This is a genomic window from Herbiconiux sp. FW305-C-125, assembly GCF_058783455.1.
Window position 1 is genome coordinate 1,284,860 of the sequence record NZ_JBYSYO010000001.1, and the last position, 25,993, is coordinate 1,310,852.

28 protein-coding genes are annotated in these 25,993 nt (G+C 72.5%); 21 read left to right on the plus strand and 7 right to left on the minus strand.

The annotated features are described in order from the left end of the window. Nucleotides 1-69: 69 nt before the first annotated feature. The gene (locus tag AC3WLB_RS06585) at nucleotides 70-960 is read left to right on the plus strand and encodes an SDR family oxidoreductase (protein WP_492504357.1); all 891 of its coding nucleotides are present in this window, start codon (nucleotides 70-72) and stop codon (nucleotides 958-960) included. A 60-nt stretch (nucleotides 961-1,020) separates the two neighbouring features. After that, nucleotides 1,021-1,257 carry a hypothetical protein gene (locus tag AC3WLB_RS06590; protein ID WP_492504359.1) on the plus strand — a complete coding sequence of 79 codons (237 nt, stop codon included), beginning with the start codon at nucleotides 1,021-1,023 and terminating at the stop codon, nucleotides 1,255-1,257. Nucleotides 1,258-1,303: 46 nt separating this feature from the next. On the opposite strand, the gene AC3WLB_RS06595 is transcribed toward AC3WLB_RS06590, so the two are convergent. Next, a complete protein-coding gene (locus AC3WLB_RS06595) occupies nucleotides 1,304-2,329 on the minus strand; it encodes a PHP domain-containing protein (RefSeq protein ID WP_492504361.1) in 1,026 nt (341 codons plus the stop codon). A gap of 76 nt (nucleotides 2,330-2,405) precedes the next feature. Here AC3WLB_RS06595 and lspA point away from each other — a divergent pair, with 76 nt between their 5' ends. Continuing rightward, nucleotides 2,406-2,996: a signal peptidase II gene (gene lspA / locus AC3WLB_RS06600; RefSeq protein ID WP_492504363.1), complete on the plus strand. Its 591-nt coding sequence runs from the start codon at nucleotides 2,406-2,408 to the stop codon at nucleotides 2,994-2,996. On the opposite strand, the gene AC3WLB_RS06605 is transcribed toward lspA, so the two are convergent. Together AC3WLB_RS06605 and AC3WLB_RS06610 are read right to left on the minus strand one after the other, a co-directional pair. Next, nucleotides 2,993-3,646 carry a LuxR C-terminal-related transcriptional regulator gene (locus AC3WLB_RS06605; protein ID WP_492504365.1) on the minus strand — a complete coding sequence of 218 codons (654 nt, stop codon included), beginning with the start codon at nucleotides 3,644-3,646 and terminating at the stop codon, nucleotides 2,993-2,995. The two genes, lspA and AC3WLB_RS06605, sit on opposite strands and share 4 nt — an antisense overlap. A gap of 18 nt (nucleotides 3,647-3,664) precedes the next feature. After that, nucleotides 3,665-4,969 (minus strand): ATP-binding protein, encoded by a 1,305-nt coding sequence (locus AC3WLB_RS06610; RefSeq protein ID WP_492504367.1) that lies wholly within the window; start codon nucleotides 4,967-4,969, stop codon nucleotides 3,665-3,667. 114 nt (nucleotides 4,970-5,083) lie between these two features. Here AC3WLB_RS06610 and AC3WLB_RS06615 point away from each other — a divergent pair, with 114 nt between their 5' ends. From AC3WLB_RS06615 to AC3WLB_RS06640, 6 genes are all read left to right on the plus strand, one after another. Next, nucleotides 5,084-6,778 carry a PspC domain-containing protein gene (locus AC3WLB_RS06615; RefSeq protein WP_492504369.1) on the plus strand — a complete coding sequence of 565 codons (1,695 nt, stop codon included), beginning with the start codon at nucleotides 5,084-5,086 and terminating at the stop codon, nucleotides 6,776-6,778. A gap of 3 nt (nucleotides 6,779-6,781) precedes the next feature. Next, entirely contained in the window at nucleotides 6,782-7,069 is a 288-nt protein-coding gene (locus AC3WLB_RS06620; RefSeq protein WP_492504371.1) for a hypothetical protein, read from the plus strand. A 27-nt stretch (nucleotides 7,070-7,096) separates the two neighbouring features. Continuing rightward, nucleotides 7,097-7,609 carry an anthrone oxygenase family protein gene (locus AC3WLB_RS06625; protein ID WP_492504373.1) on the plus strand — a complete coding sequence of 171 codons (513 nt, stop codon included), beginning with the start codon at nucleotides 7,097-7,099 and terminating at the stop codon, nucleotides 7,607-7,609. Nucleotides 7,610-7,742: 133 nt separating this feature from the next. Then, entirely contained in the window at nucleotides 7,743-8,279 is a 537-nt protein-coding gene (locus AC3WLB_RS06630; RefSeq protein ID WP_492504375.1) for a hypothetical protein, read from the plus strand. 74 nt (nucleotides 8,280-8,353) lie between these two features. Beyond that, nucleotides 8,354-9,619, plus strand: a complete 1,266-nt coding sequence (locus AC3WLB_RS06635; RefSeq protein ID WP_492504377.1) for a sensor histidine kinase — start codon at nucleotides 8,354-8,356, stop codon at nucleotides 9,617-9,619. 173 nt (nucleotides 9,620-9,792) lie between these two features. After that, entirely contained in the window at nucleotides 9,793-10,494 is a 702-nt protein-coding gene (locus AC3WLB_RS06640) for a response regulator transcription factor (protein WP_492504681.1), read from the plus strand. 34 nt (nucleotides 10,495-10,528) lie between these two features. Here AC3WLB_RS06640 and AC3WLB_RS06645 read toward each other — a convergent pair whose 3' ends face one another. The 4 genes from AC3WLB_RS06645 to AC3WLB_RS06660 are packed head-to-tail and all read right to left on the minus strand — an operon-like array spanning nucleotide 10,529 to nucleotide 14,107. Further along, nucleotides 10,529-11,239: an SOS response-associated peptidase gene (locus AC3WLB_RS06645; protein WP_492504379.1), complete on the minus strand. Its 711-nt coding sequence runs from the start codon at nucleotides 11,237-11,239 to the stop codon at nucleotides 10,529-10,531. A gap of 30 nt (nucleotides 11,240-11,269) precedes the next feature. Beyond that, nucleotides 11,270-12,082, minus strand: coding sequence for a spermidine synthase (locus tag AC3WLB_RS06650; RefSeq protein ID WP_492504381.1), 813 nt, complete (start codon nucleotides 12,080-12,082; stop codon nucleotides 11,270-11,272). Continuing rightward, on the minus strand, nucleotides 12,079-13,227 hold the full coding sequence (locus AC3WLB_RS06655; protein WP_492504383.1) for a winged helix DNA-binding domain-containing protein: 1,149 nt from the start codon (nucleotides 13,225-13,227) through the stop codon (nucleotides 12,079-12,081). Before AC3WLB_RS06655 ends, AC3WLB_RS06650 begins: the two co-directional genes overlap by 4 nt. 22 nt (nucleotides 13,228-13,249) lie before the next feature. Further along, nucleotides 13,250-14,107 (minus strand): SMP-30/gluconolactonase/LRE family protein, encoded by an 858-nt coding sequence (locus AC3WLB_RS06660; RefSeq protein WP_492504385.1) that lies wholly within the window; start codon nucleotides 14,105-14,107, stop codon nucleotides 13,250-13,252. A 221-nt stretch (nucleotides 14,108-14,328) separates the two neighbouring features. On the opposite strand from AC3WLB_RS06660, the gene AC3WLB_RS06665 reads away from it, so the two are divergent. From AC3WLB_RS06665 to AC3WLB_RS06720, 12 genes are read left to right on the plus strand one after another with little or no spacing between them, the layout of a single operon-like run. Beyond that, complete coding sequence (locus AC3WLB_RS06665; RefSeq protein ID WP_492504387.1) at nucleotides 14,329-15,408, plus strand: substrate-binding domain-containing protein; 1,080 nt, start codon at nucleotides 14,329-14,331, stop codon at nucleotides 15,406-15,408. Between the two features lies 1 nt (nucleotide 15,409). Then, on the plus strand, nucleotides 15,410-16,456 hold the full coding sequence (locus AC3WLB_RS06670) for an ABC transporter permease (RefSeq protein ID WP_492504389.1): 1,047 nt from the start codon (nucleotides 15,410-15,412) through the stop codon (nucleotides 16,454-16,456). A 29-nt stretch (nucleotides 16,457-16,485) separates the two neighbouring features. Next, entirely contained in the window at nucleotides 16,486-17,325 is an 840-nt protein-coding gene (locus AC3WLB_RS06675) for an ATP-binding cassette domain-containing protein (protein ID WP_492504391.1), read from the plus strand. After that, nucleotides 17,322-18,236, plus strand: a complete 915-nt coding sequence (locus AC3WLB_RS06680) for an MBL fold metallo-hydrolase (protein ID WP_492504393.1) — start codon at nucleotides 17,322-17,324, stop codon at nucleotides 18,234-18,236. Before AC3WLB_RS06675 ends, AC3WLB_RS06680 begins: the two co-directional genes overlap by 4 nt. Beyond that, entirely contained in the window at nucleotides 18,229-18,894 is a 666-nt protein-coding gene (eda, locus tag AC3WLB_RS06685; protein WP_492504395.1) for a bifunctional 4-hydroxy-2-oxoglutarate aldolase/2-dehydro-3-deoxy-phosphogluconate aldolase, read from the plus strand. The genes AC3WLB_RS06680 and eda overlap by 8 nt, the downstream gene beginning before the upstream one ends. 9 nt (nucleotides 18,895-18,903) lie before the next feature. Beyond that, nucleotides 18,904-19,761 carry an SDR family oxidoreductase gene (locus AC3WLB_RS06690; protein ID WP_492504397.1) on the plus strand — a complete coding sequence of 286 codons (858 nt, stop codon included), beginning with the start codon at nucleotides 18,904-18,906 and terminating at the stop codon, nucleotides 19,759-19,761. 4 nt (nucleotides 19,762-19,765) lie between these two features. Beyond that, nucleotides 19,766-20,836: a galactitol-1-phosphate 5-dehydrogenase gene (locus AC3WLB_RS06695; protein ID WP_492504399.1), complete on the plus strand. Its 1,071-nt coding sequence runs from the start codon at nucleotides 19,766-19,768 to the stop codon at nucleotides 20,834-20,836. Then, nucleotides 20,833-21,882 (plus strand): zinc-dependent dehydrogenase, encoded by a 1,050-nt coding sequence (locus tag AC3WLB_RS06700; protein WP_492504401.1) that lies wholly within the window; start codon nucleotides 20,833-20,835, stop codon nucleotides 21,880-21,882. The genes AC3WLB_RS06695 and AC3WLB_RS06700 overlap by 4 nt, the downstream gene beginning before the upstream one ends. A 38-nt stretch (nucleotides 21,883-21,920) precedes the next feature. Beyond that, nucleotides 21,921-23,420, plus strand: coding sequence for a glycerol kinase GlpK (gene glpK, locus AC3WLB_RS06705; RefSeq protein ID WP_492504403.1), 1,500 nt, complete (start codon nucleotides 21,921-21,923; stop codon nucleotides 23,418-23,420). After that, nucleotides 23,417-24,397 (plus strand): shikimate dehydrogenase family protein, encoded by a 981-nt coding sequence (locus AC3WLB_RS06710; RefSeq protein WP_492504405.1) that lies wholly within the window; start codon nucleotides 23,417-23,419, stop codon nucleotides 24,395-24,397. Before glpK ends, AC3WLB_RS06710 begins: the two co-directional genes overlap by 4 nt. Further along, nucleotides 24,394-25,008: a glucose-6-phosphate isomerase gene (locus AC3WLB_RS06715; protein ID WP_492504407.1), complete on the plus strand. Its 615-nt coding sequence runs from the start codon at nucleotides 24,394-24,396 to the stop codon at nucleotides 25,006-25,008. The genes AC3WLB_RS06710 and AC3WLB_RS06715 overlap by 4 nt, the downstream gene beginning before the upstream one ends. After that, a complete protein-coding gene (locus AC3WLB_RS06720; RefSeq protein WP_492504409.1) occupies nucleotides 25,009-25,983 on the plus strand; it encodes a phosphoglycerate dehydrogenase in 975 nt (324 codons plus the stop codon). It begins immediately after the preceding gene. Nucleotides 25,984-25,993 lie beyond the last annotated feature (10 nt).

The following is a 25,993-nucleotide window of genomic DNA, read 5'->3' on the forward strand; positions in this document are numbered from 1 at the left end:
CGATGTCAGTCACTGTCATCGCCGTGCTAATCTGATGACAGATACTGACATCATGATAGGAGATCACTCATGCGCGTTTTCGTCACCGGGGCATCCGGCTGGATCGGTTCGGCCGTCGTCTCCGAACTCCTGGGCGCCGGCCACGAGGTCGTCGGCCTGGCTCGCTCCGAGGAGTCGGCCGCGGCAGTCCGCAGTGCAGGCGCCGCCGTGCAGCGAGGCAGCCTCGACGACCTCGACAGTCTGCGCGCGGGAGCCGAGCACGCCGACGGGGTCGTGCACCTCGGCTTCAAGCACGACTTCTCGGACATGGCGGGGGCCGCGCGCACCGAGCGGGCCGCGATCGAGCTGTTCGGCGACGTGCTCGCCGGCTCCGACCGGCCGCTCCTGTTCGCGTCCGGCGTCGCCGGTCTCACCCCGGGCCGGGTGCTCACCGAGCGCGACGCCAACCCGTCGAGCGGGCCGGATGCGCCCCGCGGCGGCGGCGAGAACCTCGCGCTCTCCTTCGCCGAGCGCGGGGTGCGCCCGGTCAGCCTCCGCTTCGCGCCCACCGTGCACGGCCAGGGCGACCACGGCTTCACCTCGGTGATCGTCGCCGCCGCGCGCACGGCGGGTGTCTCGGGGTACATCGGCGACGGGTCGAACCGCTGGCCGGCCGTGCACCGCTCCGACGCGGCACGCCTCGTGCGCCTGGCCCTGGAGCAGGCGCCGGCCGGCGGGGTCGTCCACGCGGTGGCGGAGGAGGGCATCCCGACCCGCGAGATCGCAACGGCCATCGGCGAGCACCTCGCGCTCCCGGTCGAGTCCGTCGCACCGGATGCCGCGGCAGAGCGCTTCGGCTGGATCGCCCGCTTCTTCGGCACCGACATGCCCACCTCGAGCGCCCTCACCCGCGAGCGCTTCGGGTGGACCCCGACCGGCCCCACCCTGCTCGAGGACATCGCCGCGGGCGCCTACGCCTGAGCCCTCGGAGTCCTAGGCCCCGGACCCCGGACTCCGAGGCGCCGGGTGTACCGTGAGCGCGTGACAGGGCTCCTCTTCGGCGCGGTGTTCTTCGCGGTGGTGGCGGCCGTACTGCTGGTGCTCGTGCTGCTCGCGCTCCGCGTCCGCCGGCGAGGCAGCGCCGGCCCGGCGATCGCCGCCGCCATGGCCGCGTACGACGAGGCGATGCACTCGACGGCGCACGACACCTTCGTGGAGCTGCAGATCGCGGAGGAGCGCACGGTTCCCGCGCCTGCGCCCGGCGACCTGGTCGGCTGAGGCCGGCCGGCGGGCGGGAAAGCGGGCCGGCGCGGGACGCTCGCGGCTAGCGCCGCCCCGTCCACTCCAGCAGGCGGGGCAGCTCCCAGGTGGTCACGACGCGCTCGGCCGGCACCCCCGCCGCGACGGCGCGCGCCGCGCCCAGGTCGAGGAAGCCGAGGTGCCCGGGGGCGTGCGCGTCGGAGTCGATGCTGAACAGGCATCCGGCATCCAGGGCCCGCTGGATCAGCTCGTCGGGCGGGTCCTGCCGCTCCGGCCGCGAGTTGATCTCCACCGCGACGCCGGCCGCCGCGCAGGCCGCGAACACCGCGTCCGCGTCGAACTCCGACGGCGGCCGGGTGCCCCGCGAGCCCTGAACCAGGCGCCCGGTGCAGTGCCCGAGCACGTCGGTGCGCGGGTCGTCGATGGCGCCGAGCATCCGCTTCGTCATCGTCGCCGAGTCGGAGCGCAGCTTCGAGTGCACGCTCGCCACCACCACGTCGAGGCGGTCGAGGAGCGCCTTCTCCTGGTCGAGCGAGCCGTCGTCGAGGATGTCGACCTCGATGCCCGCGAGCAGCGTGAAATCGGGCCCGGTGGCGGCGGATGCGTTGAGCTCGGCCACGACATCGAGTTCCTCTTCGAGCCGCTCCGGCGAGAGGCCGTTGGCCACGGTGAGGCTCGGCGAGTGGTCGGTGAGGGCGAGGTAACGGTGCCCGAGGAGGCGGGCCGCGGCCACCATGCTCGGGATGTCGGTCGTGCCGTCGGACCACTCGCTGTGCGCGTGCAGGTCACCCTTCAGCTGCGCACGCAACTCGGCCACCGCGGGCGCGAGTGTCTCGGCGGTGCGCTCGCGCAGGTCGGCGAGGTACGCCGGCACGCGGCCCTCGAGCGCTTCGCCGATGATCTCGAAGGTGCGGGAGCCGATGCCCTTGGTCGCCTTCAGCCGGCCATCGGATGCCCGTGCCGCCAGCTCCTCGGGCGACCACGCCGCGATCACCGCCGCCGCCCGGCGGAACGCCTTCACCTTGAAGCCGGGGGCGAGCTCGCGTTCGAGCAGGAACGCGGTCTCGTTCAGCGCATCGATCGGCTCCATGCTCCGACCCTACCGACGTGCGCTCGCGACCGGGAGCGTGTCGGCGGCACTCAGCGGCGGCTGCGAAGATTGAGCCATGTCGAACGCACCATCCGAGCCCGACGCGCCGGCCACGACGCCGGAGCCCGGCCCGGCCGAACCCGCGCCGCGCACCCGGCGGCAGACCTTCTCGCGCTGGGCACCGCTGCTGGCCGCGGCGATCGCGGTCGCCACCATCGCGGCCGACCAGCTCTCGAAGCTCTGGGCGGAGGCCGAGTTGTCGACGAACGAGCGCATTCCGCTGATCGGCGACCTGCTCGGCCTGCAGCTCATCTACAACCCGGGGGCCGCGTTCTCGATCGGCGAGCAGTTCACCTGGGTCTTCGCCCTGCTCGCCGGGCTCGCGGCGATCGCGGTGGCGATCATCGCCGTCCGCACCCGTTCGATCGCATGGTCGATCGCCTGGGGGCTCCTCCTCGGCGGCGCCATCACCCACCTCGGCGACCGCCTCTTCCGTGAGCCGGGCTTCGCGCAGGGCCACGTGGTCGACTTCATCGCCTACGGCAACTGGTTCATCGGCAACGTCGCCGACATCGCCATCTTCGCCGGCGCCGTGCTCATCCTCCTCCTCTCCTTCCTCGGCTTCCGCATGCGCCCCGCCCCCGATCCGGACGCGGACCCGGCCTAGAGGAGCTTGCGCTCCAGGGCCCACGCGGTGAGCTCGTGGCGGCTCGAGAGCTGGAGTTTGCGCAGCACCGCCGAGACGTGGGTCTCGACCGTCTTCACCGAGATGTAGAGCTCGGTCGCCACCTCGCGGTAGGAGTAGCCGCGGGCGATCAGGCGCATCACCTCCTGCTCGCGCCGGGAGAGGCGGTCGAGCTCGTCGTGGGTCGACGCCGTCTCCCCCGCGGCCGCACCGAACGCGTCGAGCACGAAGCCCGCGAGCCGGGGCGAGAACACCGCATCGCCGTCGGCGACGCGCCTGGCCGCATCCGACACGTCGGCCCCCGACGAGCTCTTCGTGATGTAGCCGCGGGCCCCGGCGCGGATGACGCGCACGACGTCGTCGGCGGCATCCGACACGCTGAGGGCCAGGAACACCGTCTCGGGCGACGTCGGCGCCGCCCGCGTGATGACCTCCGCGCCGCCGCCACCCCGACCCCCGGGCAGGTGCACGTCGAGCAGCACCACCCGCGGCCGGGTCGCGGCGACCAGGGCGACCGCCTCGTCGACCGTCGCGGCTTCACCCACCACGTCCAGCGCGGGGTCGAGTTCGGCGCGCAGCCCGGAGCGGAAGATCGAGTGGTCGTCGACGATGACGATGCGCAAGGCGGTCATCTGGTCAGTGCTCCCATGTCAGTGCTGCTCGGCGATCGGTGGTTCGGACGGTGACGCGGCAGCGGATGCGGCAGCAGGAGCCGGAGCGGCGGGTTCGGCCGCGATCGGCAGCGTGAGGTGCACCGACGTGCCCGCTCCGCCGCGCCCCGGCCCGAGGATCGCCGTCCCGCCCGCACGCTTCAACCGGCCCACGATCGATTCGCGCACGCCCAGCCGGTCAGCCGGGATCGCGGCGAGGTCGATGCCGGGTCCGCGGTCGGTCACGATCAGCTCGATGCGCTCCCGGCCCACCTCGAGGAAGATCGACACATCGCCGCCCGCGTGCCGCGCGGCGTTCAGCATCGCCTCGCGGCCGGCGGCGAGCAGCGCGTCGGGTGCCGGCACCGACGGGCCCACCGTCACGAGCTCGAAGCGCACCGCGTGGTCCTCTTCGATCACCCCGGCCAGACGCCGCAGCTCCCCGGCGAGGTCACGATCATCCGCCGGCGCCGTGTCGAACAGCCAGTCGCGCAACTCGCGCTCCTGCGCCCGGGCGAGCCGCGCCGCCTCGCTCTGCGCCCCCGCCTTCTGCTGGATGAGCGCCAGCGTCTGCAGCACCGAATCGTGCAGGTGCGCCGCGATCTCGGCGCGCTCCGCCGCCCGTTCGTGCGCCACCCGCTCCGCGCCGAGGTCGCGGATGAGCCGCACCACCCAGGGCAGCGCCACGAGCCCCACGCCGAGCAGCACGGTGACGGCGGCGATCACGACCGTCCAGATGTTCGGCGCGTCGCCGGTGATGAAGAACAGCAGGATACCGGTCGCCACCAGCACCAGCGCCCCGAGCGAGCGCACCACGAGCGTGGGCCCGGCTGCGGTCGACCCCGCTCGCAGGTCGGCGAACTGCCGCCAGGCCAGCGCCACCCCGGCGAGCACGACGATGCCCGGGATCACCACCGCCAGCGGCACCTCGACGCCGAGCCGGCCGGCCACGAGCGCTCCGCCCGCCGCGATCAACGCCAGTCCGAGCAGGATCTCGGTCACAGGGGCCCGCCGCAGCTGCTCGGCGCGGGGCCCTCCGGCACCCGCCGAGCCCGGGCCGCCCACGGTGGCGGACGCGGGCGCGGTGAGGCCGGCGCGCATCCGTGGTTCTGCGGGTTCGGGCGCCACCGGCGTCGTGGCCCACAACCAGGCGTAGAGCAGGATGCCCGCACCACCGCAGAGGGCGAGCAGCACCGCGACCGTGCGCACCACGGTCACGGGCGCCCCGAGGTGCTCGGCGACCCCGGCGCACACGCCACCCACGATGCGCAGGCGGGGGCGCACGATGGTGGCGGAGTTCTCCATTCCAGCATCCAAGCAGGTCGGCGCCGCCACCCCTACTCCCCCGGGGCGATCTGGGGGTCGAATCAGGGTCATCCCCGATACCGGGCGGTGCGGGCCGTTCGCCAGAATCGACACATGTCCACACCGCCTCCTGCTCCTCCCGCCCCGCCGCGACCGGTCGGCGCCACCTTCTTCGGCTGGCTCCGCGGTCTCGGCGTGACCCGTCGCGACGACGCCTGGATCGCCGGCGTCTGCTCCGGCATCGCCGCCCGCACCGGCCTCGACCCCATGCTCGTGCGCGGGATCGCCATCGTCATCGCGATCCTCGGCGGCCCCGTGTTCCTCGCCTACGCCGTGGGCTGGGCGCTGCTGCCGGATGCCCGGGGGCACATCCACGCCGAGAGCGCGGTGAACGGGCACTTCACCTACCCGATGATCTTCATCGGCATCGCCGCGGTGCTGACCTTCCTGCCGTTCACGCGCGGCATCTGGTTCGACGGTGCGCCGCACATCTGGGGCATGCCCGACTGGCTCGAGATCACCCTGCGCACCCTGTGGGTGCTGGCGCTCATCGGGGCGGGCATCTGGCTCACGGTCGCGATCGCCCGACGCGTGCCGCGCCCGCCCGCGCCCGGTGCGCCAGGTCCAGGTGCCGCCGGGACCGCCGGCGCGCCGGGTTGGGGCGCGACCGGGGCGACAGGACCTGGCGCTGCTGCACCCTTCGCCGATGGGGCGTGGGCTCCGACAGCGACGGATGCGCCCGCTCCGTCGTCGGAGGCGCCGAGCGCCCGATCTGCGGGCTCCGCCGCCGCGTTCGCCATGCCCTCGGGCCCTTCCGTCACCTCGGAGTCCACCGCCGCGCAGTCCGACACCGTGCAGGCCGACGCCGTCGGGGTGCTCCCCACCACGGGCGAGACCGCCGACTCCGCCGCGGCTGATCCGGTCGCGACCGGGTTCGCACGCGAGCCCGGCACGGCCGGCTTCACCGACTCGTTCGCAGCCGGTCCCGCATCCGCGCCCGGTGCACCCACCGCCGCGGCGGGCACCGCCGATCCGTGGGGGCAGACGGCGTGGCAGCGCTCCGAGTGGCACCGCGAGCGCCACGAACGTGCCAAGGAGGAGGCGCGCGCACGGGCGGACGCCTGGAAGGCGGCGCACCCGCAGGCACAGGGCGCCGGCGCGGCGTTCTCCTCGGTCGTGCTCGGCATCGCCCTCGTCGCGGCCGCCGTCGTCGGCATCGGCTACGGCGCGGTCGTGCCCGACGGCAAGCTCGTGCTCGTCATCTCCCTCGCCGCCCTCGCGGTGATCGCGGTTGGAATCGTGGTGGCGGGCATCCGGGGGCGCCGCAGTGGCGGACTCGGGCCCTTCGCCGTGCTCCTCGCCGCTGTCGTCGTGTTCACCGGTGTGCTGCCCGCGGGCACCGTGGTGCAGCCGTTCGGCACCCAGAACATCGACGCGAGTCAGTCGCTCAGCCGCGGCCCCGACAGCTACCTGCTGCTGGCCGGCAAGTCGGTGGTCGATGCCGAGGCGCTCACCGCCGCCTCCCCCGACGGCAGCGTCGACGTGTGGCTGATGGCCGGGCAGACGCAGGTGCTGCTGCCGGCGAACGCCTCGGTGCGCGTCGAATCGCACGTGTTCGCAGGCTCGGTCACCTCGTCGCTCGGCACCGAACGCAGCGGCGTGTGGATCGACGACGACCGGATGTTCACCCGCACCGGTCCCCCCACCGGCACCCCGCGGGGCGGCGACACCGCCTCGGCGAGCGCCCCGGTCATCCGCGTCTGGCTGCTCGCCGGCTCCGTCTCCTTCGTCCCCGCTTCCGAGAGGTAACCCATGTCCGACCCCAGCACCCCCTCCCCTGAGGCCACCACCCCGTCGTCCCCGACGCCCCCGTTCCCACCGGCCGCTGCCACGGCCCCCGCGGCAGCGGCGCGGAAGCGGTCGCCGCAGTTCGGCACCATGGTGTGGGGCATCCTGCTGCTCGGTCTCTGCGGTTTCGTGGCCCTGGCGCAATTCGGCCCCGGAATCGACGCCGACCGCTACCTCTGGGCCTTCATCGGCGTCATCGCCGCCGGAGTGGCGCTGGTCGCTGTCGGTATCGCGGCGGCCTTCCGCCGCTGACCGGGCCGAAGGGGCCACAATGGCTGGATGAGCGAACCCACCGCCGCCGTCGCGCTCGTCACCGTCGTCACCGGGGCGAGTGCGCTCGGCGCGGCGGTCGTGGGCGGGGTGTTCTTCGCCTTCTCCGGATTCGTGATGCGCGCTCTCGGCGACTCCGCGCCGGCGGCGGCGATCGCCGTGATGCAGGCCATCAACCGGGCGGCGGTGCGCCCGCCGCTCATGATCAGCCTCTTCGGCACCCTGCTGGCCGGACTCGCGGCCTGCATCCTGCTCGCCGTCACGCACGGCGGCAACGCCCTGTGGTGGGCCGTCGCGGGCGAAGCGGTCTACCTCGTGGGAGCGGTGGGCCTCACCATGGGCTTCCACGTCCCGCGCAACACCGCGCTCGACCGCCTCGACAGCGCGTCGGCGGATGCGGTCCCCGCGTGGCGCGGCTACCTCACCGAATGGACGCGCGGCAACCACGTGCGCGCCCTGACCGGTGTGATCGCCGCCGTGCTGTTCGGCGTCGCCGTCGCCCTGACCGTGGCCGCGCACTGACCGCCGCGCACCGATCTCCACCCGGCGCCACCGCGTTCTCCACCCTGGGGTGGTGCCGCTCACGACGTGACGCGACGAGTCTGGAGTGACCCGGCCGGCACATCCGCTCGGCCCCCGTTCCGAGAGTGCTCGCATGTCGTACGACGTCCTCATCCGTACCGTCTTGATCATCGCGGTGGTCGGCTGGATCTGCTACCGCCAAGCCCAGTGGCGCGCCGTCGTCGTGCCGGACATGTGGCGCACCGCCGGGCTGTTCGCGGTGATCGGCGTCGTTCAGGTCGCCTCGGTGCGTGGCACGGCAGCGATCTCGACCTTCGACCTCGCGGTGCTCGCGATCGAGATCGTGATCGCGCTCGGCGTGGGTGCGCTGATGGGCGCGATCGCGCTGTTCCGTCCGGTGACCGAACCGGCGCTGGCGGCGTGGTCGGTGAAGCGACGCGGTCGTGACGGCGCGGCGCCGGTGGTCGAGAGCCGCACGGGCTGGTGGGGCATCGCGCTGTGGCTCGTCTTCATCGCGGTGCGCATCGGCATGGACGTCTGGGCCGGCGCCGCCGGGTCGCAGCTGGCGACGACGGTCGGTGCCATCCTCATCGTCGTGGCCGCGAACCGCGCCGCACGCACCGTGGTGTTCCTGTCGCGCATCGAACGGATGCGCACGGCCGTCGCGTGACACCGGCCGCGTCGGGCGTGCCCCGGCTCGCCCGGCGCGTGCGCCCGACGCGCGGCGAGCGCGATGATGGAGACGTGATCCCGCCGCCCGACCCGCGCCGCTCCTGGCTGAGTCGCGCGCTCAACCTGCTGGCCGTGGCGGTCGTGGCGTTCTTCGCGACGCGGGACGGCATGCCGGAGCTGGTGTGGTGGCAGATCGTGCTGCTCTGGCTCGCGCTGGCCTGCTGGGCGGCCACCGCACTGGTGCCGCGGCGCGATGCTCGAGTGATCGGCGTTCTGCAGGCCGTGATGGTGCTGGCGGGGGCGCCGGTGATGCTGCCGAGCAACGGCGTGCTGGTGGTCGTGGTGGCCATCGGGGTGGCGCAGACGGTGGGCGACCTGGCACGGCCGATCTGGCTGGGGCTCGCGCTCGCCGTGGTCGCGGGCGCGATCGTTCCGGTGTCGGCGCTGGCGACCTCGGTGCCACTGCTCGGCGTGGTGTCGATCGGGGCCGGGATCGTCGTGGCCGTGCTCGCCGGCCTCAGCCGGCGGCAGTTCCGGGCTGCCGAGCGGCAGTCGCGGCTGCTGCTGGAGGAGCGGGTGGCGGCGCGCGAGGAACTCGCCCGCGCGACCGTGCTGGCCTCGCGGCAGCAGGTGGCACGCGACATCCACGACGTGCTCGCACACAGCCTTGGCGGGCTCGTCATCCAGCTCGACGCGGTCGAGGCCTTGCTCGAGGCGGGCCGCACGACGGATGCGGCGACGCGCGTGCACGACGCCCGCGCCCTCGCGGTCTCGGGCCTCGCCGAGGCGCGCCGCGCCGTCGACGCCCTCCGCGACGTCCCGGCCCCGCCCGGCGCCGCCACCACGGGCGCGGCCCCGACCGTCGCGGGTCGCGAGCTCGAAGCGGAGGTGGCGGCACTGGCGCAGGCGCATCGGACACTCGACGGCACCATCGAGTTCGCGGTGGACGGCCGAGCACCGGATGCCCTTCCGGCGACCGCCGGCGAGGCCCTCCGGCGCGCCGCCCAGGAGTCGCTCACCAACGCTCGCAAGCACGCGCCCGGCCAGCCGGTGCGGGCGACACTGAGCTGGTCCCCGGCCGGTGCGGTCGAGCTGCGAGTGGAGAATCCGGTGGCAGGCCCGGGCATGGCGTCATCCGACCGGCAGGACCCGGTGCCGGGCGGCGGGCACGGACTCGAAGGGATGCGCGAACGCCTCGCCGTCTTCCCACAGGCGACCATCGACGCCCAGGAGCGTGACGGGAAGTTCGTCGTGAGCGTCCACCTCCCGCTCGAGCCCGTGGCCGACGACACCGCGGGCGCTCCGGCACCCGGCGCCGAGCAGGGAGCGCCGCGATGACGCCTGACACCGAGCCGCACGATCCCGCCGAGCCCCGCGACCGCGTCGACGCCGATCACTCCGTGGCGGGCGACCACGTCGACGCAGGCGATCACCCGGCGGGCGATTTCTCCTTGGCGGGCGACCACACCGAGGCAGGCGGCCGCTCCGTGGCGGAGCCGGCGAACCCGCCCGTGCCGGGCGATGGCGCGGCGGCCTCGCGCATCCGGGTGCTGGTGTGCGACGACCAGGCGATCGTGCGCGACGGACTCGTCACCGTGCTCTCCCTGCTCGACGACGTGACGGTGGTGGGCCAGGCCGCCGACGGCGCCGAAGCCGTGCGACTCGCCGCCGAAGCGCACCCCGACGTCGTGCTGATGGACTTGCGGATGCCCGTGCTCGACGGCACCGCCGCCACCGCCGCCATCGTCGCCGCCCACCCGGCCACCGCCGTGCTCGTGCTCACCACCTATGCCGACGACGCCTCCATCGTCGGCGCCCTGCGCGCCGGCGCCCGCGGCTACCTCACGAAGGACGCCGGTCGTACGGAGGTCGCCACCGCCATCCGCTCCGTCGCCCGCGGGCAGGCGACGTTCGCGCCCGAGGTCGGCGCCCTGCTCATCGACAGCATGATCGGCGCCCCGACCGCAGCCCGGACCGCTGCCGCAGACGGCCGGCCCGGCGTTCCCACACCGGCGGCGCTGCGCATCCGCTTCCCCCTCCTCACCCAGCGCGAAGCCGAGGTGCTCGCGCTCGTGGGCGACGGCCTCTCGAACGGCGAGATCGCGGCGCGGATGTTCGTGAGCGTGGCGACCGTGAAGACGCACATCAACGCGCTGTTCGCCAAGCTCGCCGTGCGCGACCGCGCCCAGGCGATCGCCCTCGTGCGCACCTGAGCGCGCCCGGCACGCGGCGCGGGCCCGTGGCGCGTCAGAGCTCGATGGGCTCGATCAGCGTCGGGTCGTCCTTCGCCACGGAGGTGTCGCGCACGTTGTTCACGCGCTTCGACACCGGGTACGTCGTGATCGTGCGCGCCACCGCCAACGACGACCGGTCGAGCATCGCCACCAGTGCCTCCTTCTGGGTGGGCTCCTCGACCTTCAGCGGCTCGGTCCACTCGTCCCACGTGTCGGGGGTGAGGAAGACCGGCATGCGATCGTGCACCTCGCCCGACGCATCGGCCGCCTCCCGGGTGATGATGGTGAACGACAGCGCCCAGCCGTCGGCCTCCTTCTTCAATTCGTAGAGCCCGGCGGCGGCGAGGATGCTCTCGGGCGCATGGATGTAGTAGGGCTGCTTGCCCTGCGCCGTCGCCACCCACTCGTAGTACCCGTTCATCGGCACGATGCACCGCCGCTGGGCGAACGCGTTGCGGAACAAACCGTTCGTGGCCACGCCCTCGAGCCGCGCGTTGATCGGCGCAGGGCCGCCCTGCTTCGCCCAGGCGGGCTTCAGCCCCCACGACGCCGAATCGATCTCACGAACGAGTTCGCCGTCGATCAGGCGTTCGCGCACGATCGGCACCACCTCCGTGGGCGCCACGTTGTACGACGGGCGCCAGTCTTCGAGCCTGCCGCCCCGCGCCACGAACTCGGTGATCAACTCATCGGTCTCGGCGCTCATGCTGAATCGGCCGCACATGCTGCGCTCCTTCCCCGGATGCCCTCCACGCTAGTCGCCCCCACCGACACCGGGCAGTCTTTCGAGCAGCCGGCCGAGCGACCCGTCGGCAGTGGAGAGGACGGTGCCCGGATGCGGTCCGGCCAGACGCAGCGCATCCGCCCAGCCGAGCACCGCGGGCGCACGCGAGGCGAGCACGACGGCGTTGCCGGTGCCGGCATCCCGCAGCACCGAGTCGGGGCCGAGCACGAGCAGGTGGGGCAGCACGGGCGCGAGCGCGGCCAGGTGCCCACGCAGGGCGGGCAACCCCTCGTCGTCGGCGACGTTCACCGCCAGCACCCCGCCGGGCACGAGCAGCTCGGCGGCTCGCCGGTAGAACGCCGTCGTGCGCAGATGCGGCGGGGTTCTGATGCCCTGGTAGAGATCGGCGACGACGAGATCGGCCTGCCCGCCGAGGAACGGCACGAGGTCGGCCAGACGCTCGGCCGCGTCTCCCGGATGCACGCGCAGATCGGTGCCGGCGGGCAACGGCAGGGTGCTCACGACGAAGTCGACGAGGTTCTCCTCGAGCTCGACCACGTGCTGCTCCGATTCGGGCCGCGTCACCTGCAGGTATCTCGGCAGCGTGAGCGCGCCGGCGCCGAGGTGCACCGCCGTGACGGGGGCACCCGGCAGACGGATGCGGTCGATCGCGTTCCCGATGCGCCGCACGTAGTCGTAGAACAGGGTGCCCGGGTCACCGAGCGACACGTGCGACTGGGCCACCCCGCCGATGCTGAGCACGAAGGAGCCCGGCACGACGGGGTCGACGGCGATCTCGGCGACGGCGCCGCCCGGGCGCAGGATGGTCGTGGCGAGGGTCATGCCGGTGCCGTTACGCTCGCCGGCAGGCCGAGGAAGCGACCGTACCGCTCGGCCTCGCGCGCGAACCCGCTCTGTTCGGCGGCCGTCAACGTGGTGAACGGTTCGGCGGTCACCACCACCCGGCGGGCCGATACCGCGCGCCGCCAGGTGCCCACGATCTCGCCGCGCGAGACGATCATCGGCAGGAACATGCCGTTGTTCCCCGGCACGATCCGGTCGGCGAACGCCGCGGGAAGGGCGTGCGAGCGGTCCTGGTAGCCGAGGAGGTACTCGTCGAAGCCGGGGAGGGCGTGCACACCGGATGCGCGGGGCGCGGCCGCGGGGGCCGGCCCGGTCTCATCGGCCGGGTCGCGCATCCAGTAGCTCGCGCCGTCGAGCTCGAGTTCGATGAGGCGGTCGCGCACACGGTCGAGGCCGCGACGCGCATCCGTCACCGTGGTCTTCGACCACCAGCAGAAGTCCTTCAGTGTGGCGGGGCCGTGCCCGGCGAAGTAGCGCAGCACGAACTCGGCGAGGGCGTCGTCGCGGTCGGGCTGCGGATCGCGGGTCGGCGGCGCCCACTCGTCGAGGAGTACGAGCGCCTGCTGCGTGCCGCGGGTGGGGCCCCAGCAGATAAGGCCGTCGTGCGCGAGACGCCAGATGATGTGCACCCCGCGCTGACCGGAGGTGGTGATGCCGTCGGCCTCGAGCAGAGCGAAGAACTCGTCGCGCGAGAACGAACCGCCGCCTTGCAGCTCCCCCTCGGCGATGCGGGTCGCCCGGGCGAAGACGTCGTCGTCGAGCTCGAGCTGGCGCTGGCGGGCGGCGACCCCGCTGACGGTCTTGGCGGCGGTGAGGGCGAGCATCCAGCGCAGGTCGTCGGGCGTGCTGAAGTGCAGGGTGCCGCGCATCGGCCACGACCGCACCACCTCGCCCCGGTCGAGGGCGGCCGCCACGTCGGCGCGGGTCGCTCCGGGCGACCGCAGGGCGAGCGCCCAGACGCCCTGCCCGAAATCCTGCGCCTGGGTGGCGAGGAGGTGCCGCGCCACGCCGGAGATGCTGCGTTCGGCGGTGGGGGCGCCTCCGTCGCCGGGGCGCGGCGGGGGCGTCACCCATTGGGTGGCGAGCCGCTGCCGCAGCAGCTCGCGGGACGCCGTCTTCGCCATGCGCCCAGTATGCCCGGTGCCGTCAGCCCGCGAACGGCAGCACGGCGCTGCCCCGCCCGCCGGCGGGCGCCGCGAAGAGCGCGCCGGCGAGCGGCTCGGCATCGTCGGCGATTCCCTCTCGTGAGGTGGTGATGTAGAGCGTCGAGAGGTCGGCGCCGCCGAAACAGCACGAGGTGATGTTCGTCACCGGCAGCTCGACCACGTCGGCCAGCTCCCCGCTCGAGTCGTAGTGGTGCACGGCGGCACCGCCGAAGAGCGCCACCCAGACGCCGTCCTCCGCGTCGACCCACAGACCGTCCGGGTCGCCCACCCCCTCGGCGATGTGCACGAACGGCCGGCGCTCGCGCAGCTCCCCGTCGGCGTAGTCGAACACGTCGATGCGGCGGGTGGGCGTGTCGACGTAGAACATGCGCGAGCGGTCGGCGCTGAAGCCGAGCCCGTTCGAGATGGTGAGGTCGCCGAACACCGGCTCGACCGACCGGTCGGCGCCGAGCCGCCACATCGTGCCGGCCCCGGGTACGACCGCGTAGGACATCGACCCGCACATCAGCCGCCCGTCGGGGTCGCAGCCGCCTTCGTTGAAGCGCATGCCCGCGCCCGCCTCCCAGAGCGGATCGCTCGCCCACTCACGGCGCCCCTCCGCATCCCACAGCGTGAATTCCCGCTCGGTCACGACCACGAAGCCACCCGCCACCCGGGGCCGCACCATGGCCGCCACGGAGGAGCCGGTCTCGAGCCGATCGACGGTTCCGTCGGCCAGGAGCGAGAGCACGTCGCCGCGCAGCATGTCGACCCACTTCAAGCCGCCCCACGCCTCCGACCACACCGCGCCCTCGCCGTGGAACACGATCGGATCGGTGACCTGTTCAGCGCTGACCATGTGTGCGTTCCCCCGTGTCGTCGGCTTCGTCGCCTCCCTTTATACCGCGCTCCTACCGCCCTCCTTGAAGTGGCAGACGGGGTCGGCGCAGCTCATGTGGAAATTCCTTCGTTAGTTCGTGCTTAAGCGGGAATTTTCTGCTATCGTCGGTGACCTACCCGGAAATACGGGCCCCACTTACGAAGCCGGCATCGTCGCCGCCCTCATCGGAGAGGCAGTCAATGAAGAACTTCCCGAACACCCGCCGTGGACGCCGTTCCACCACCCTCGTCGCCCTCGCATCCGCCGGTCTGCTGCTCGCGGGCCTCGCCGGCTGCAGCGACGCCGGCGCCGCCGACGGCGGCGGAAGCGGCGACAAGCCGCTCGTCGGTCTCATCACGAAGACCGAAGACCCCTACTACGTGAGCATGAAGAAGGGCGCCCAGCAAACCGCCGACGAGCTCGGCTTCGAGCTGCAGTCGCTCTCGGGCAAAGACCAGAGCGACAACGACGCGCAGGTCGCCGCCATCGAGAACCTCGTGGCCTCCGGCGCCGTCGGCATCCTCATCACCCCGGCCGACTCCGAGGGCATCCTGCCCGCCATCAAGAAGGCCCGCGACGCCGGCGTCTGGGTGGCCGTGCTCGACTCCCCCACCGACCCGACCAGCGCCGCGGATGCGACCTTCGCCACCGACAACTACAGCGCCGGCCAGCTGATCGGCGAGTGGGCCAAGGCCGACTTCGCCGCCGCGAACAAGGAGGCGAAGATCGCGATGCTCGACCTCGCACCCTCGCAGCCCGCGGTCGACGTGCAGCGCGACCAGGGCTTCCTCGACGGCTTCGGCATCGACCTCGGCGACCCGGGCAAGATCGGCGACGAGACCGACCCGCGCATCATCGGCAACGAGGTCACGAACGCCAACGAAGAGGGCGGCCGCACGGCGATGGAGAAGCTGATCCAGGTCGACCCGTCGATCAACCTCGTCTACACGATCAACGAGCCCGCCGCGGCCGGCGCCTACGAGTCCATCAAGGCAGCCGGGCTCACCGACCAGATGACGATCGTCTCGATCGACGGCGGCTGCGCCGGCGTGCAGAACGTGGCCGACGGCGTCATCCAGGCCACCTCGATGCAGTTCCCGCTGAAGATGGCGCAGGATGCCCTCGAAGCGCTGAAGGCGTTCCTCGACGACGGCACGAAGCCGTCGAGCAGCCCGGGCCTGGACTACACCGACACCGGTGTGCAGCTCATCACCGACACCCCCGTCGACGGCGTCGACTCGCAGGACAGCGCGTGGGGCCTCGAGAACTGCTGGGGCTGAGATGACGAAGCTCGCCCCCGCCCCCTCGGCCGAGCGCCGGGTCGGTGAGCGGCTGCCCGACGAGACCACCCTCTCGCCGGTGCAGCGGCTCCAGCGCCTGATGCACTCCCACGCCCTGATCGGCCCATTCGTGGTGCTCGTGCTCGCCTGCATCGGCTTCTCGATCTGGGTGGGCCCGAAGTTCTTCGGCCCACGCAACCTGTCGCTGCTGCTGCAGCAGGTGCAGATCATCGGCATCATCGGCATCGCGCAGACGCTGATCATCCTCACCGGTGGCATCGACCTCTCGGTCGCGGCCATCATGGTCTTCACCTCGGTGGTGGCCGGCACGGCGGCGTTCTCGCTCGGCGTGCCGCCGCTCCTGGCGCTCCTCCTCGCGCTCCTGGTGGGCGCGGCCTGCGGGGCCCTGAACGGGCTGCTCGTCACCCGGTTCCGCATCCCGCCGTTCATCGCCACGCTCGGCACGCTCAGCATCTTCACCGCCCTCAACCTGCAGATCTCCGGCAGCCAGACCATCCGCGCCGCCGACGTGCCGGCGCTGCTGCTCTGGCCCGGCGAGACCTTCAGCCTGTTCGGCACCCCGGTCACCTTCGGCTCGGTGCTCGTCATCGCCGCGTTCCTCGCGGCGGCCTACATCCTGAAGCGCACCTCCTTCGGCGAGCACGTCTACGCGGTCGGCGACAACCGGGAGGGCGCGCGCCTGAGCGGCATCCACACCGACCGGGTGCTGATGGGCGTCTACATCGCGGCCGGTGTCATCTGCGCGATCGGCGGCTGGCTGCTGATCGGCCGGGTCGGCTCGGTGAGCCCGTTCTCGGGCGCCGACATCAACCTCGCCAGCATCACCGCGGTCGTCATTGGGGGCACCAGCCTGTTCGGCGGGCGCGGCAACGTGCTCGGCACCCTGCTCGGCGCCCTCATCGTGGGCGTGTTCTCGAACGGGCTCACGCTCGCCGGCGTCGACGTGCTCTGGCAGGTCTTCACCACCGGCGTGCTGGTGATCGTCGCCGTCGGCGTCGACCAGTGGACGAGGCGGGTGGCCGGATGACCGCGCCCACCGCGAACAAGGAGATCCCGATGACCAGCACCCCCGCCTCCCCCGCTCTCGCCCCGGCCCTCGAGGCCCGCGGCCTGATCAAGCGCTACGGCCACGTCACCGCCCTGGCCGGTGCCGACCTCACCCTCTACCCGGGCGAGGTGCTGGCGGTGGTCGGCGACAACGGCGCCGGCAAGTCGACGCTCATCAAGTGCCTCTCCGGTGCCGTCGTGCCCGACGAGGGTCACATCGCGATCGACGGCGAGGTGCGACGGCTGAAGAGCCCGCTCGACGCCCGCGACGCCGGCATCGAGACCGTCTACCAGCACCTGGCCATCGCTCCGGGCCGCGACATCGCCGCGAACGTCTTCCTCGGCCGGGAGCTCCGCAAGCCCGGCTTCCTCGGCTGGGGACTCCGGATGCTCGACCGCAAGACCATGCGCGCCCGCACCGCCGAGATCCTCGGCGACCTCGGCCTCCTCACCATCCAGAACCTCGGCCAGTCGGTGGAGACGCTCTCGGGCGGTCAACGCCAGGGCGTCGCCGTGGCCCGCGCCGCCGCCTTCGGCAGCCGCGTCATCATCATGGACGAGCCGACCGCCGCGCTCGGCGTCAAGGAGTCGGCGCGCGTGCTCGAGCTGATCAAGGAGATCCGCGACCGCGGCATCCCGGTCATCCTCATCTCGCACGACATGCCGCACGTGTTCGAGGTGGCCGACCGCATCCACGTGCAACGGCTCGGCCGTCGCATCGCCTGCGTGCAGACGAGCGACGTGCGGATGACGGATGCGGTGTCGCTCATGACCGGCGCCCTCACCCCCGACGAGGGTCACGACGCCGATCGCCCGCCGGCACGGCTGCTCGAGAGTGCCGCCCGATGAGCCTCGTGACACCCGACCACTACGGCGCCTCCGTCAACTCGCTGACGCGGCCGGCCGGCGAGCACCCGGGCCTGCGGCTCTGGTGGCTCGGCCAGGCCGGGTTCGCCCTCGAAGCGGGCGGGCAGCGCATCCTGATCGACCCGTACCTCAGCAACAGCCTCGCGGCGAAGTACCGCGGCACCCTCTTTCCGCACGAGCGGATGCACCCGGCCCCGGTCGAACCCGAACGGCTCGTCGGCATCGGGGCGGTGCTGCACACGCACGCCCACACCGACCACCTCGACCCGTGGACCGTGCGCGGTCTGCTGCAGCAGAACCGGCCCGTCTTCGTGGCGCCCCGGGCACGCCGTGACGTGGCGCTCGAGCGGGGCATCCCGGCGGCGTCGCTGATCGGCCTGGCCGACGGCGAGACGACGTCGCCCCTCGACGGCGTCACCGTCGAGGCCCTGCCGGCCGCGCACGAGACCCTCGAGACGGATGCCGCGGGCGACCACCTGTGCCTCGGCTACGTCGTGCAGATGGGCGGCGTGCGCCTCTACCACTCGGGCGACTGCGTGCCGTACCCGGGTCTCGCCGACCGCTTGCGCGCCGCCCGGGTCGACCTGGCGCTGCTGCCGGTCAACGGCCGCGACGCCCACCGCACGTCGAACGGGGTGCCCGGCAACTTCTCGGTGAGCGAAGCGATCTCGCTCACCCGCGAGGCCGGCATCCCGGCTCTCCTCGGGCACCACTTCGGCCTCTTCGACTTCAACACGGTCGACCCGGCGGATGCCCGGGAGCGGTTCGCCCGCGAGGCCACCGACCTCGACTGGACACTGCCGAGCCTCGGGCTGACCTATCGCGTCGCCCGACGCGACGCGACGCACGCGGCCGGCCACCAGCCCCTCGTCGAAGGAGCCCGGCATGTCTGAGTCGCTCGAAGCCGTGCTGCGCCGCCACGGCGTCGTGCCCGTCGTCGAGATCGTCGACGCCGCGACCGCGATCGGCCTCGGCCGGGCGCTGGTGGCCGCGGGCCTGCCGATCGTCGAGGTCACGTACCGGACGGATGCCGCCGAGGAGTCGATCCGGCGCCTCCGCGCCGAGGTGCCCGAGCTGATCGTCGGCGCGGGCACAGTGCTCGACCCGTCCACCGCCCGCTCCGCCACCGCGGCCGGCGCCCACTTCCTCGTCTCCCCGGGGTACAACCCCGCGGTCGTCGCCGAAGCCCGCGACGCCGGTGTCGGCATCGTGCCCGGCGCGGTCACGCCGAGCGAGATCGAACGGGCGCGCGAAGCCGGCTTCACCCTGCTGAAGTTCTTCCCCGCCACCGCGAGCGGAGGCATCCCGATGGTCTCCGCGCTCGGCGGGCCCTACCGGGACGTCTCCTTCATGCCGACCGGGGGCATCCGCCCCGACACCCTGGCGGACTGGCTGGCCGTGCCCGCCGTCGCCGCCTGCGGCGGCACCTGGATCGCCCCGCGCGACGACATCGCCGCGGGCCGCTTCGACGAGATCGCCGACCGGGCCCGGGCCGCCGCCGGCACCCGACTCCCCGCGACCACTCACAACTCCGACCACTCACAACGCTAAGGAATTGCAATGACCTACACCGAAACGTACCTCCCCACCGCGGGCACCGCGCTCGAGGGCAAAGTCGCCATCGTCACCGGCGCCGCCTCGGGCATCGGCGAGGCCGTGGCCCGCATCTTCGCCGCGAACCGCGCCAAGGTCGCCCTCGTCGACTTCGACGCCGACCGGCTCGCCTGGGTGACCGAGAGCATCCGCTCGCACGGCGCAGGGGACGCGGCAGCCGTGGTCGAGCCCGTCGTGATCGACGTCACCAGCGAGCAGGCCGTGATCGACCTCTTCGCCGACACCCGCGACCGCTGGGGCAGCGTCGACCTCATCGTCAACAGCGCCGGCCGCGACTCGCTCGCTCCCCCGGTGACCGAGGTCACGCTGGAGGAGTGGAACAAGACCATGGAGCCGAACCTCACGGCCGTGTTCCTCACCTGCCGCGAGGCGTTCCGCATCATGGAGCAGCAGGAGACCGGCGGCCGCATCATCAACATGGGCTCCTCCTCCGCACGCCTCGCGTCCGGCCCCGGGCACAGCCCCTACCGCGCGTCGAAGCACGGCCTGATGGGCTTCAGCAAGAACATCCTGCTCGAGGGCAAGGACAAGAAGATCGGCGTCACCGTCATCAACCCCTCGCACGTGAAGACCCCGATGACCGAGATCATCGACAAGGGACTCTACGACGGCGACGTGCCGGCCTACGTCGACGGCTGGCTCGACAAGAAGGAGATCGAGGAGGGCATCCACGCCAGCTGCATCGACGTGGACAACGTGGCCGACATCACCCTGTTCGTGGCCACCCGCACGCCCGACGTCACCATCCCGTCCATCGCCATGTACCCCACCCACAAGGCCCACCGCTACGGCATGGAGGTCTGAGCCGGTGAAAGCCGTCGTGCTCGAGGGTCCTGACACCCTCGTCTACAAAGAGGTGCCCGAGCCCGAGCGGGTGGGCGAGCGCCCGGTGCTCGTGCGCATCGGCGCGGTGGGCGTGTGCGGTTCGGACGTGCTGCGCTACGGCCGCGGCAAGGCCTACCACTACCCGCTCGTGCTGGGTCACGAGTTCTCGGGAGTGGTGGAGCGGGTTCCGGATGCCGACGGGCCGTTCGCGCCCGGCGACCGGGTCGCGGTGTTCCCGCTGCTGCACCGCGACGACGACCCCATGTCGAAGGTCGGCGAGTACGCACTCGGTCAGGGCTACGACTACTTCGGCTCCCGCCGCGACGGGGCGATGGAGGAGCTGCTCTGGGTGCCGGAGGCCAACCTCTTCCGGGTGCCCGCCGAGTTGCCGCTGACGCACGCCGCCATGGTCGAACCGGCCGGCGTGGCGCTGCACGCCATGCTGAAGCCCACCATCGAGGCGCACACCACCGCCCTCGTCATCGGCGCGGGGCCGATCGGCGCCCTCGCGGCGCAGTGGCTGCGCATCCTGGGCTGCTCGCGGGTGCTGGTGGCCGACACGGATGCGCGGAAGCGCGCCGTCATGGCCGGCCTCGGCTTCGAGACCATCGACGCCGCCGCCGGCGACACCGTCGCCCTGGCCCGCGACCTCACCGACGGCCGCGGGCCCGACATCGCCGTGGAGGCCACCGGGTTCCCCGGCGCCCTGGTGCAGTGCATCGAGGCGGCCGCCACCCTCGGCCAGGTGGTGCTGCTCGGCGACCTCAGCGGCGACCTGACCCTCACGCAGAAGACGGTCTCCTCCATCCTGCGCCGCGAGTTGCGCCTCTACGGCACCTGGAACGCGAAGGTGACGCCGGTCGGCCGCAGCGAGTGGGACATGGTGATCGCGCACATCGGCCGCGACCTGCACGTCGACGAGCTGATCAGCCACGTGCGCCCGCTGGCTGCGGCACCGGAGACCTTCGCGCAGCTGCTGAACCGCGAGATCTGGTACAACAAGGTGCTCTTCCAGGTGGCCGACGAGGCGCGGGACGAGGTGCGCGAACCGTGAGGGCGGCACGCTTCCACGAGCAGGGCGTCGTGACGCTCGACGAGATCCCCACCCCCACCGCGGGGCCGGGCGACCTCGTCGTGGCGGTGCGCGCCGCCTCTATCTGCGGCACCGATCGGCGCATCGCCGCGAACGGGCACTTCAAGCTGCCGGCCGGCACCCCGCGGGTGCTCGGCCACGAGTTCGCGGGCGAGATCGTCGAGGTCGGCGCCGAGGTGACGCAGTTCCGGGTGGGCGACCGCGTGAGCGTCACGCCGAACATCGGCTGCGGCCACTGCGAGTTCTGCCGGCTCGGCGAGAACAACATGTGCCCCGACTACGAGGCCTTCGGCATCACGCTCGACGGCGGCTTCGCCGAGTACGTGCTGATTCCCGCCTTCGCCATCGCCCGCGGCAACGTCTTCCCGCTGCCCGGCTCCCTCAGCTACCGCGCCGCAGCCCTGGTCGAGCCGCTCTCCTGCTGCTGGTCGGCCATCCGGCGCCTGGATGTCGGGCCGGAGGCCACCGTGCTGGTCATGGGCGCGGGCCCCATCGGGGCCTGCCACGTCATGCTCGCCAAGCTCTCCGGCGCGGCGAAGGTGATCGTGTCGAACACCCGGCAGCCCCGGCTCGACTTCGCCGGGACGGTGGGCGCGGACGTGCTGGTAAACCTTGGCGAGCGCGACCTCGCGGCCGTCGTGGCCGAGGAGACGGCCGGCCGCGGCGTCGACGTCGCGATCACCTGCGTCTCGAAGCCCGAGGTGCAGTCGGAGGCGGTGGAGCTCCTGGCCACGCACGGCCGGGTGAACTTCTTCGCCGGCCTCGGCCGGGCGCAGCAGGTGCCCATCGACACCAACCGGCTGCACTACCGTGCGCTCACCCTCACCGGAACCACCGGCTCGAGCAACTCCGACTACCTCACCGCGCTCGGCTTCGCCGGCGACGGGCGGATCGACCTCGAGCCGCTGGTGACCCGCAGCTTCGTGCTCGACGAGATCGCGGAGGCCCTCGAGTACGCGGGATCGGGCACCGGAATGAAAGCCATGATCGAGTTCGACGCGCGGTAGCGTCGCCTCACCCGAGTTCGACGAAGAACGGAAACCTGATGACGAGCAGATACGTCCTGGCCCTGGACGCCGGCACGACGAGCATCACCGCGATCGTGTTCGACCACGACGCCGCGATCGTGGGCGAGGCGAGCCAGGAGTTCACCCAGATCTACCCGAAGCCCGGCTGGGTCGAGCACGACCCGGTGGAGATCTGGGACACCCAGCTGCAGGTCGCCAAGCGCGCGATAGCGCTGGCCGGCATCGACGCCGGCCAGCTCGCCGCCATCGGCGTGACGAACCAGCGCGAGACGACCGTGGTGTGGGACCGCGCCACCGGCGTACCCATCGCGAACGCGATCGTGTGGCAGGACAGGCGCACCGCAGCCGTCTGCGACGAGCTGAAGGCGCAGGGCCTCGAGGAGCACGTGCGCGACACCACCGGGCTCGTCGTCGACGCCTACTTCTCGGGCACCAAGATCGCGTGGCTGCTCGACCACGTGGAGGGCGCTCGGGAGCGCGCCGAGCGGGGCGAGCTCGCCTTCGGCACCATCGACAGCTGGCTGATCTGGAACCTGACCGGCGGCGCCGCCCATGTCACCGACTACACGAACGCGTCGCGCAGCATGCTCTTCGACATCTCGGCGCTCAACTGGGACGAGACGTTGCTCGCCGCCGTGCGGGTGCCCCGGGCGATGCTCCCGGCCGCTCGGCCCTCGAGCGAGGTCTACGGCACCACCGCGGAGGGCGTGTTCCCCGGCGCCCGCATCCCGGTGGCCGCCTCGGCCGGCGACCAGCAGGCGGCCCTGTTCGGCCAGGCCTGCTTCGACAAGGGCATGGTGAAGGCCACCTACGGCACCGGCGGCAGCCTCGTGATGAACACCGGCGCCGAACGGGTGCGCTCGGACATCGGGCTGCTCACCACGATCGCCTGGGGCGTCGACGGCCGGGTGGAGTATGCCCTCGAGGGGCTGATCTACGTGGCGGCGGCGTCGATCCAGTGGCTGCGCGACGAGCTGAAGGTGCTCTACGCCGCGAGCGACAGCGAGGCCGCGGCCCTGCAGGTGGAGGACTCGGGCGGCGTGTACGTCGTGCCCGCCTTCACCGGGCTGGGCGCGCCGTACTGGGACCAGTACGCCCGCGGCGCCATCCTCGGCCTCACCCGCGGCTCGGGGCGGCGGCAGGTCATCCGGGCCACCCTCGAGTCGATCGCCTACCAGTACCGCGACGTGCTCGAGTGCATGGAGCAGGACTCGGGCATCACCGTCTCCGAGCTCCGCGTCGACGGCGGCGCGGTGCGCAACAACTTCCTCATGCAGTTCCAGGCCGACCTGCTCGACGTGCCGGTGCACCGGCCCCGGGTGATCGAGTCGACCGCGCGGGGCGCCGCCTTCCTCGCCGGGCTCGCCACCGGGTTCTGGAGCGACGTGGAGGCGCTGCGCGACACCTTCGACCTCGACCGGTCGTTCGCGCCGGCCATGGCGGCCGAGCAGCGCGAGGCGATGTACAGCGGATGGAAACGCGCCGTCGAGCGCGCGAGCGATTGGGAACTGCATTGACCGACTTCACCCCCGCCGCGGGGCCCACCATGTACTTCATCGGGGTCTCCACCGGCAAGTCGTCCATCATGGACGTCTTCCCCGCCTGGGCCGACGCGCTCGGCATCGACGCGACGATCTCGGGCATCGACCTGCCGCTGGATGCGCCCGCCGAGGCCTACCGCGAGGTGGTGTCGTTCATCAAGCACGATCCGCTCTCCCTCGGCGCGCTCGTCACCACCCACAAGCTCAACATCGTCACCGCGGCCCGTGACCTGTTCGACGGGTTCGGCGACGACGCGCAGCTGCTCGGGGAGATCTCGAGCATCGCGAAGCGCGAGGGCGCGGCGGGTTCGACCGAGCTCTGGGGCAACGCCATGGACCCCGTCACCAGCGGCCTCTCCCTCGAGGCCATCGTCGACGACACCTACTGGTCGCGCACCGGCGGCGAGCTCGTGCTGCTCGGCGCCGGAGGCTCCTCGCTCGCGCTCACGCTCTATCTGCACAAGCGGATGCTCGCGGGCCACGAGGTGCCGCAGCGCATCGTCGTGACGAACCGCCGCCCGGGCCGGCTCGACGAGATGCGGGCGGTGCACGAGCGACTCGGCTCGACCCTGCCGATCGAGTACGTGGAGGCGCCCGAGCCGGCGCAGAACGACGCCGTCGTGGCCGGCGCGCGCGAGGCATCCGTCGTCGTCAACGCCACCGGCCTCGGCAAGGACCGGCCGGGGTCGCCGCTGACGGATGCGGTGGTCTTTCCCGCGCGCTCCGTCGCCTGGGACTTCAACTACCGCGGCGACCTCGTCTTCCTCGACCAGGCCCGCGCCCAGGAGCCCGCCCGCGACATCCGCGTCGTCGACGGCTGGTTCTACTTCCTGCACGGGTGGACGCGCGTGATCGCCGACGTCTTCCACCTCGACATCCCCACCCACGGTCCGGACTTCGAGCGGCTCTCCGAGCTCGCGCGGACGGCCGGCAAGAAAGGAATCCCCGCATGACCAGCCCCACCGCATCCACCACCTCCGCTGCCGACAGCACGACCGTGGCCGCCGTGCTCACCGACTTCGACGTGCACACCGGCCTCTCCACCACGAAGGAGCCGTTGCGCCGCCCGCTCTCCGCCATGCGCGGCATGTACGCCGACGAGGCGGCGTTCGAGGCGCAGCTGGCCGCCGACGACGTGCTGACCTACAAGTTCTTCGACATGGGGGTGCCGTCGACGACGGGCGACGTGGCGTACGGCACGAGCATCACCTACCCCGGCAAGGTGGGCGAGGAGTACTTCATGACGAAGGGGCACTTCCACGCCGTGCTCGACACCGCCGAGATCTACTACTGCCTGAGCGGCGACGGCTACATGCTGATGGAGAACCCGGAGGGCGACTGGCAAGTGGCCCGGTTCACGCCGGGCGCCGCCGTGTACGTGCCGCGGCGCTACGCGCACCGCTCGATCAACGTATCGGCGACCGAGCCGCTGGTGACCTTCTTCGCCTTCCCCGGTCACGCCGGGCACGACTACGGCACCATCGAGACGAAGGGCTTCCGCAAGCTCTGCGTCGAGCGCGACGGAACGCCCGAGTTCGTCGACAACCCGCGCTGGCAGGGCTGAATGCCCGCCACGGCCGCCCGGCGGCGCATCGCCGTCACCCCGAGGTCGCTCTCGGCGCTGGGGACGCGTCATGCGGCGCTCGACGCCCTCGTCGGTGCGGGGTTCGAGCTCGTGTTCCCGGCACCGGGCCGCGCGCCCTCGGCCGCGGAACTGCTCGACGCGGTGCCCGGATGCGTGGGCTGGCTGGCTGGGGCCGAGCGCATCGACGAGGAGGTGCTGCAGGCATCCGCGTCCCGGGGTCTGCGCGTGGTGTCGCGGAACGGCGTGGGGGTCGACGCGATCGACATCGACGCCGCCGCACGGCTCGGCGTCGAGGTGGCGACCGCGCCGGCGTCGAACGCGCAGGGCGTCGCCGAGCTGGCCGTGGCCCTGATACTCGCGAGCGCGCGGCACATCCCGTGGCACGACGCCCGCCTGAAGAGCGGGGACTGGGCACGACGGCAAGGCGTCGAGCTCGCCGGCCGCACGCTCGGGGTCGTCGGGTGCGGCCAGATCGGGCAGCGGGTCACCCGCATGGCGCTCGGGCTCGGGATGCGCGTGCGCGCCTTCGACGCCTACCCGGCGGCCGGGTTCGCGCCCGACGGCGACTTCGCGTTCACCGACCTCGCGGGCGCCCTCGACGCCGACGTCGTCACCCTGCACGCGCCGGGTTCGGCCGAGGGGCCGCTGATCGGTGCGGCGGCGTTCGCTGCGGGCGACGGTGCTCCGCGCATCCGGCCCGGGGCCGTGCTCGTCAACACCGCACGCGCCTCGCTCGTCGACCTCGACGCGGTGCTCGCGGCGCTCGAGGGCGGGCGGCTGGCCGCCTACGCGACCGACGTCTTCCCCACCGAGCCGCCGGCGCCGCATCCGCTCTACCGGCACGACCGGGTCATCGTGACGCCGCATCTCGGTGGATACACTGAGGAGAGCGTCGACCGCGCCGCTCAGGCCGCCGTCGACAACCTGTTGCGGGTGCTCGATGACCCGCGTTAGACGGAGGTCG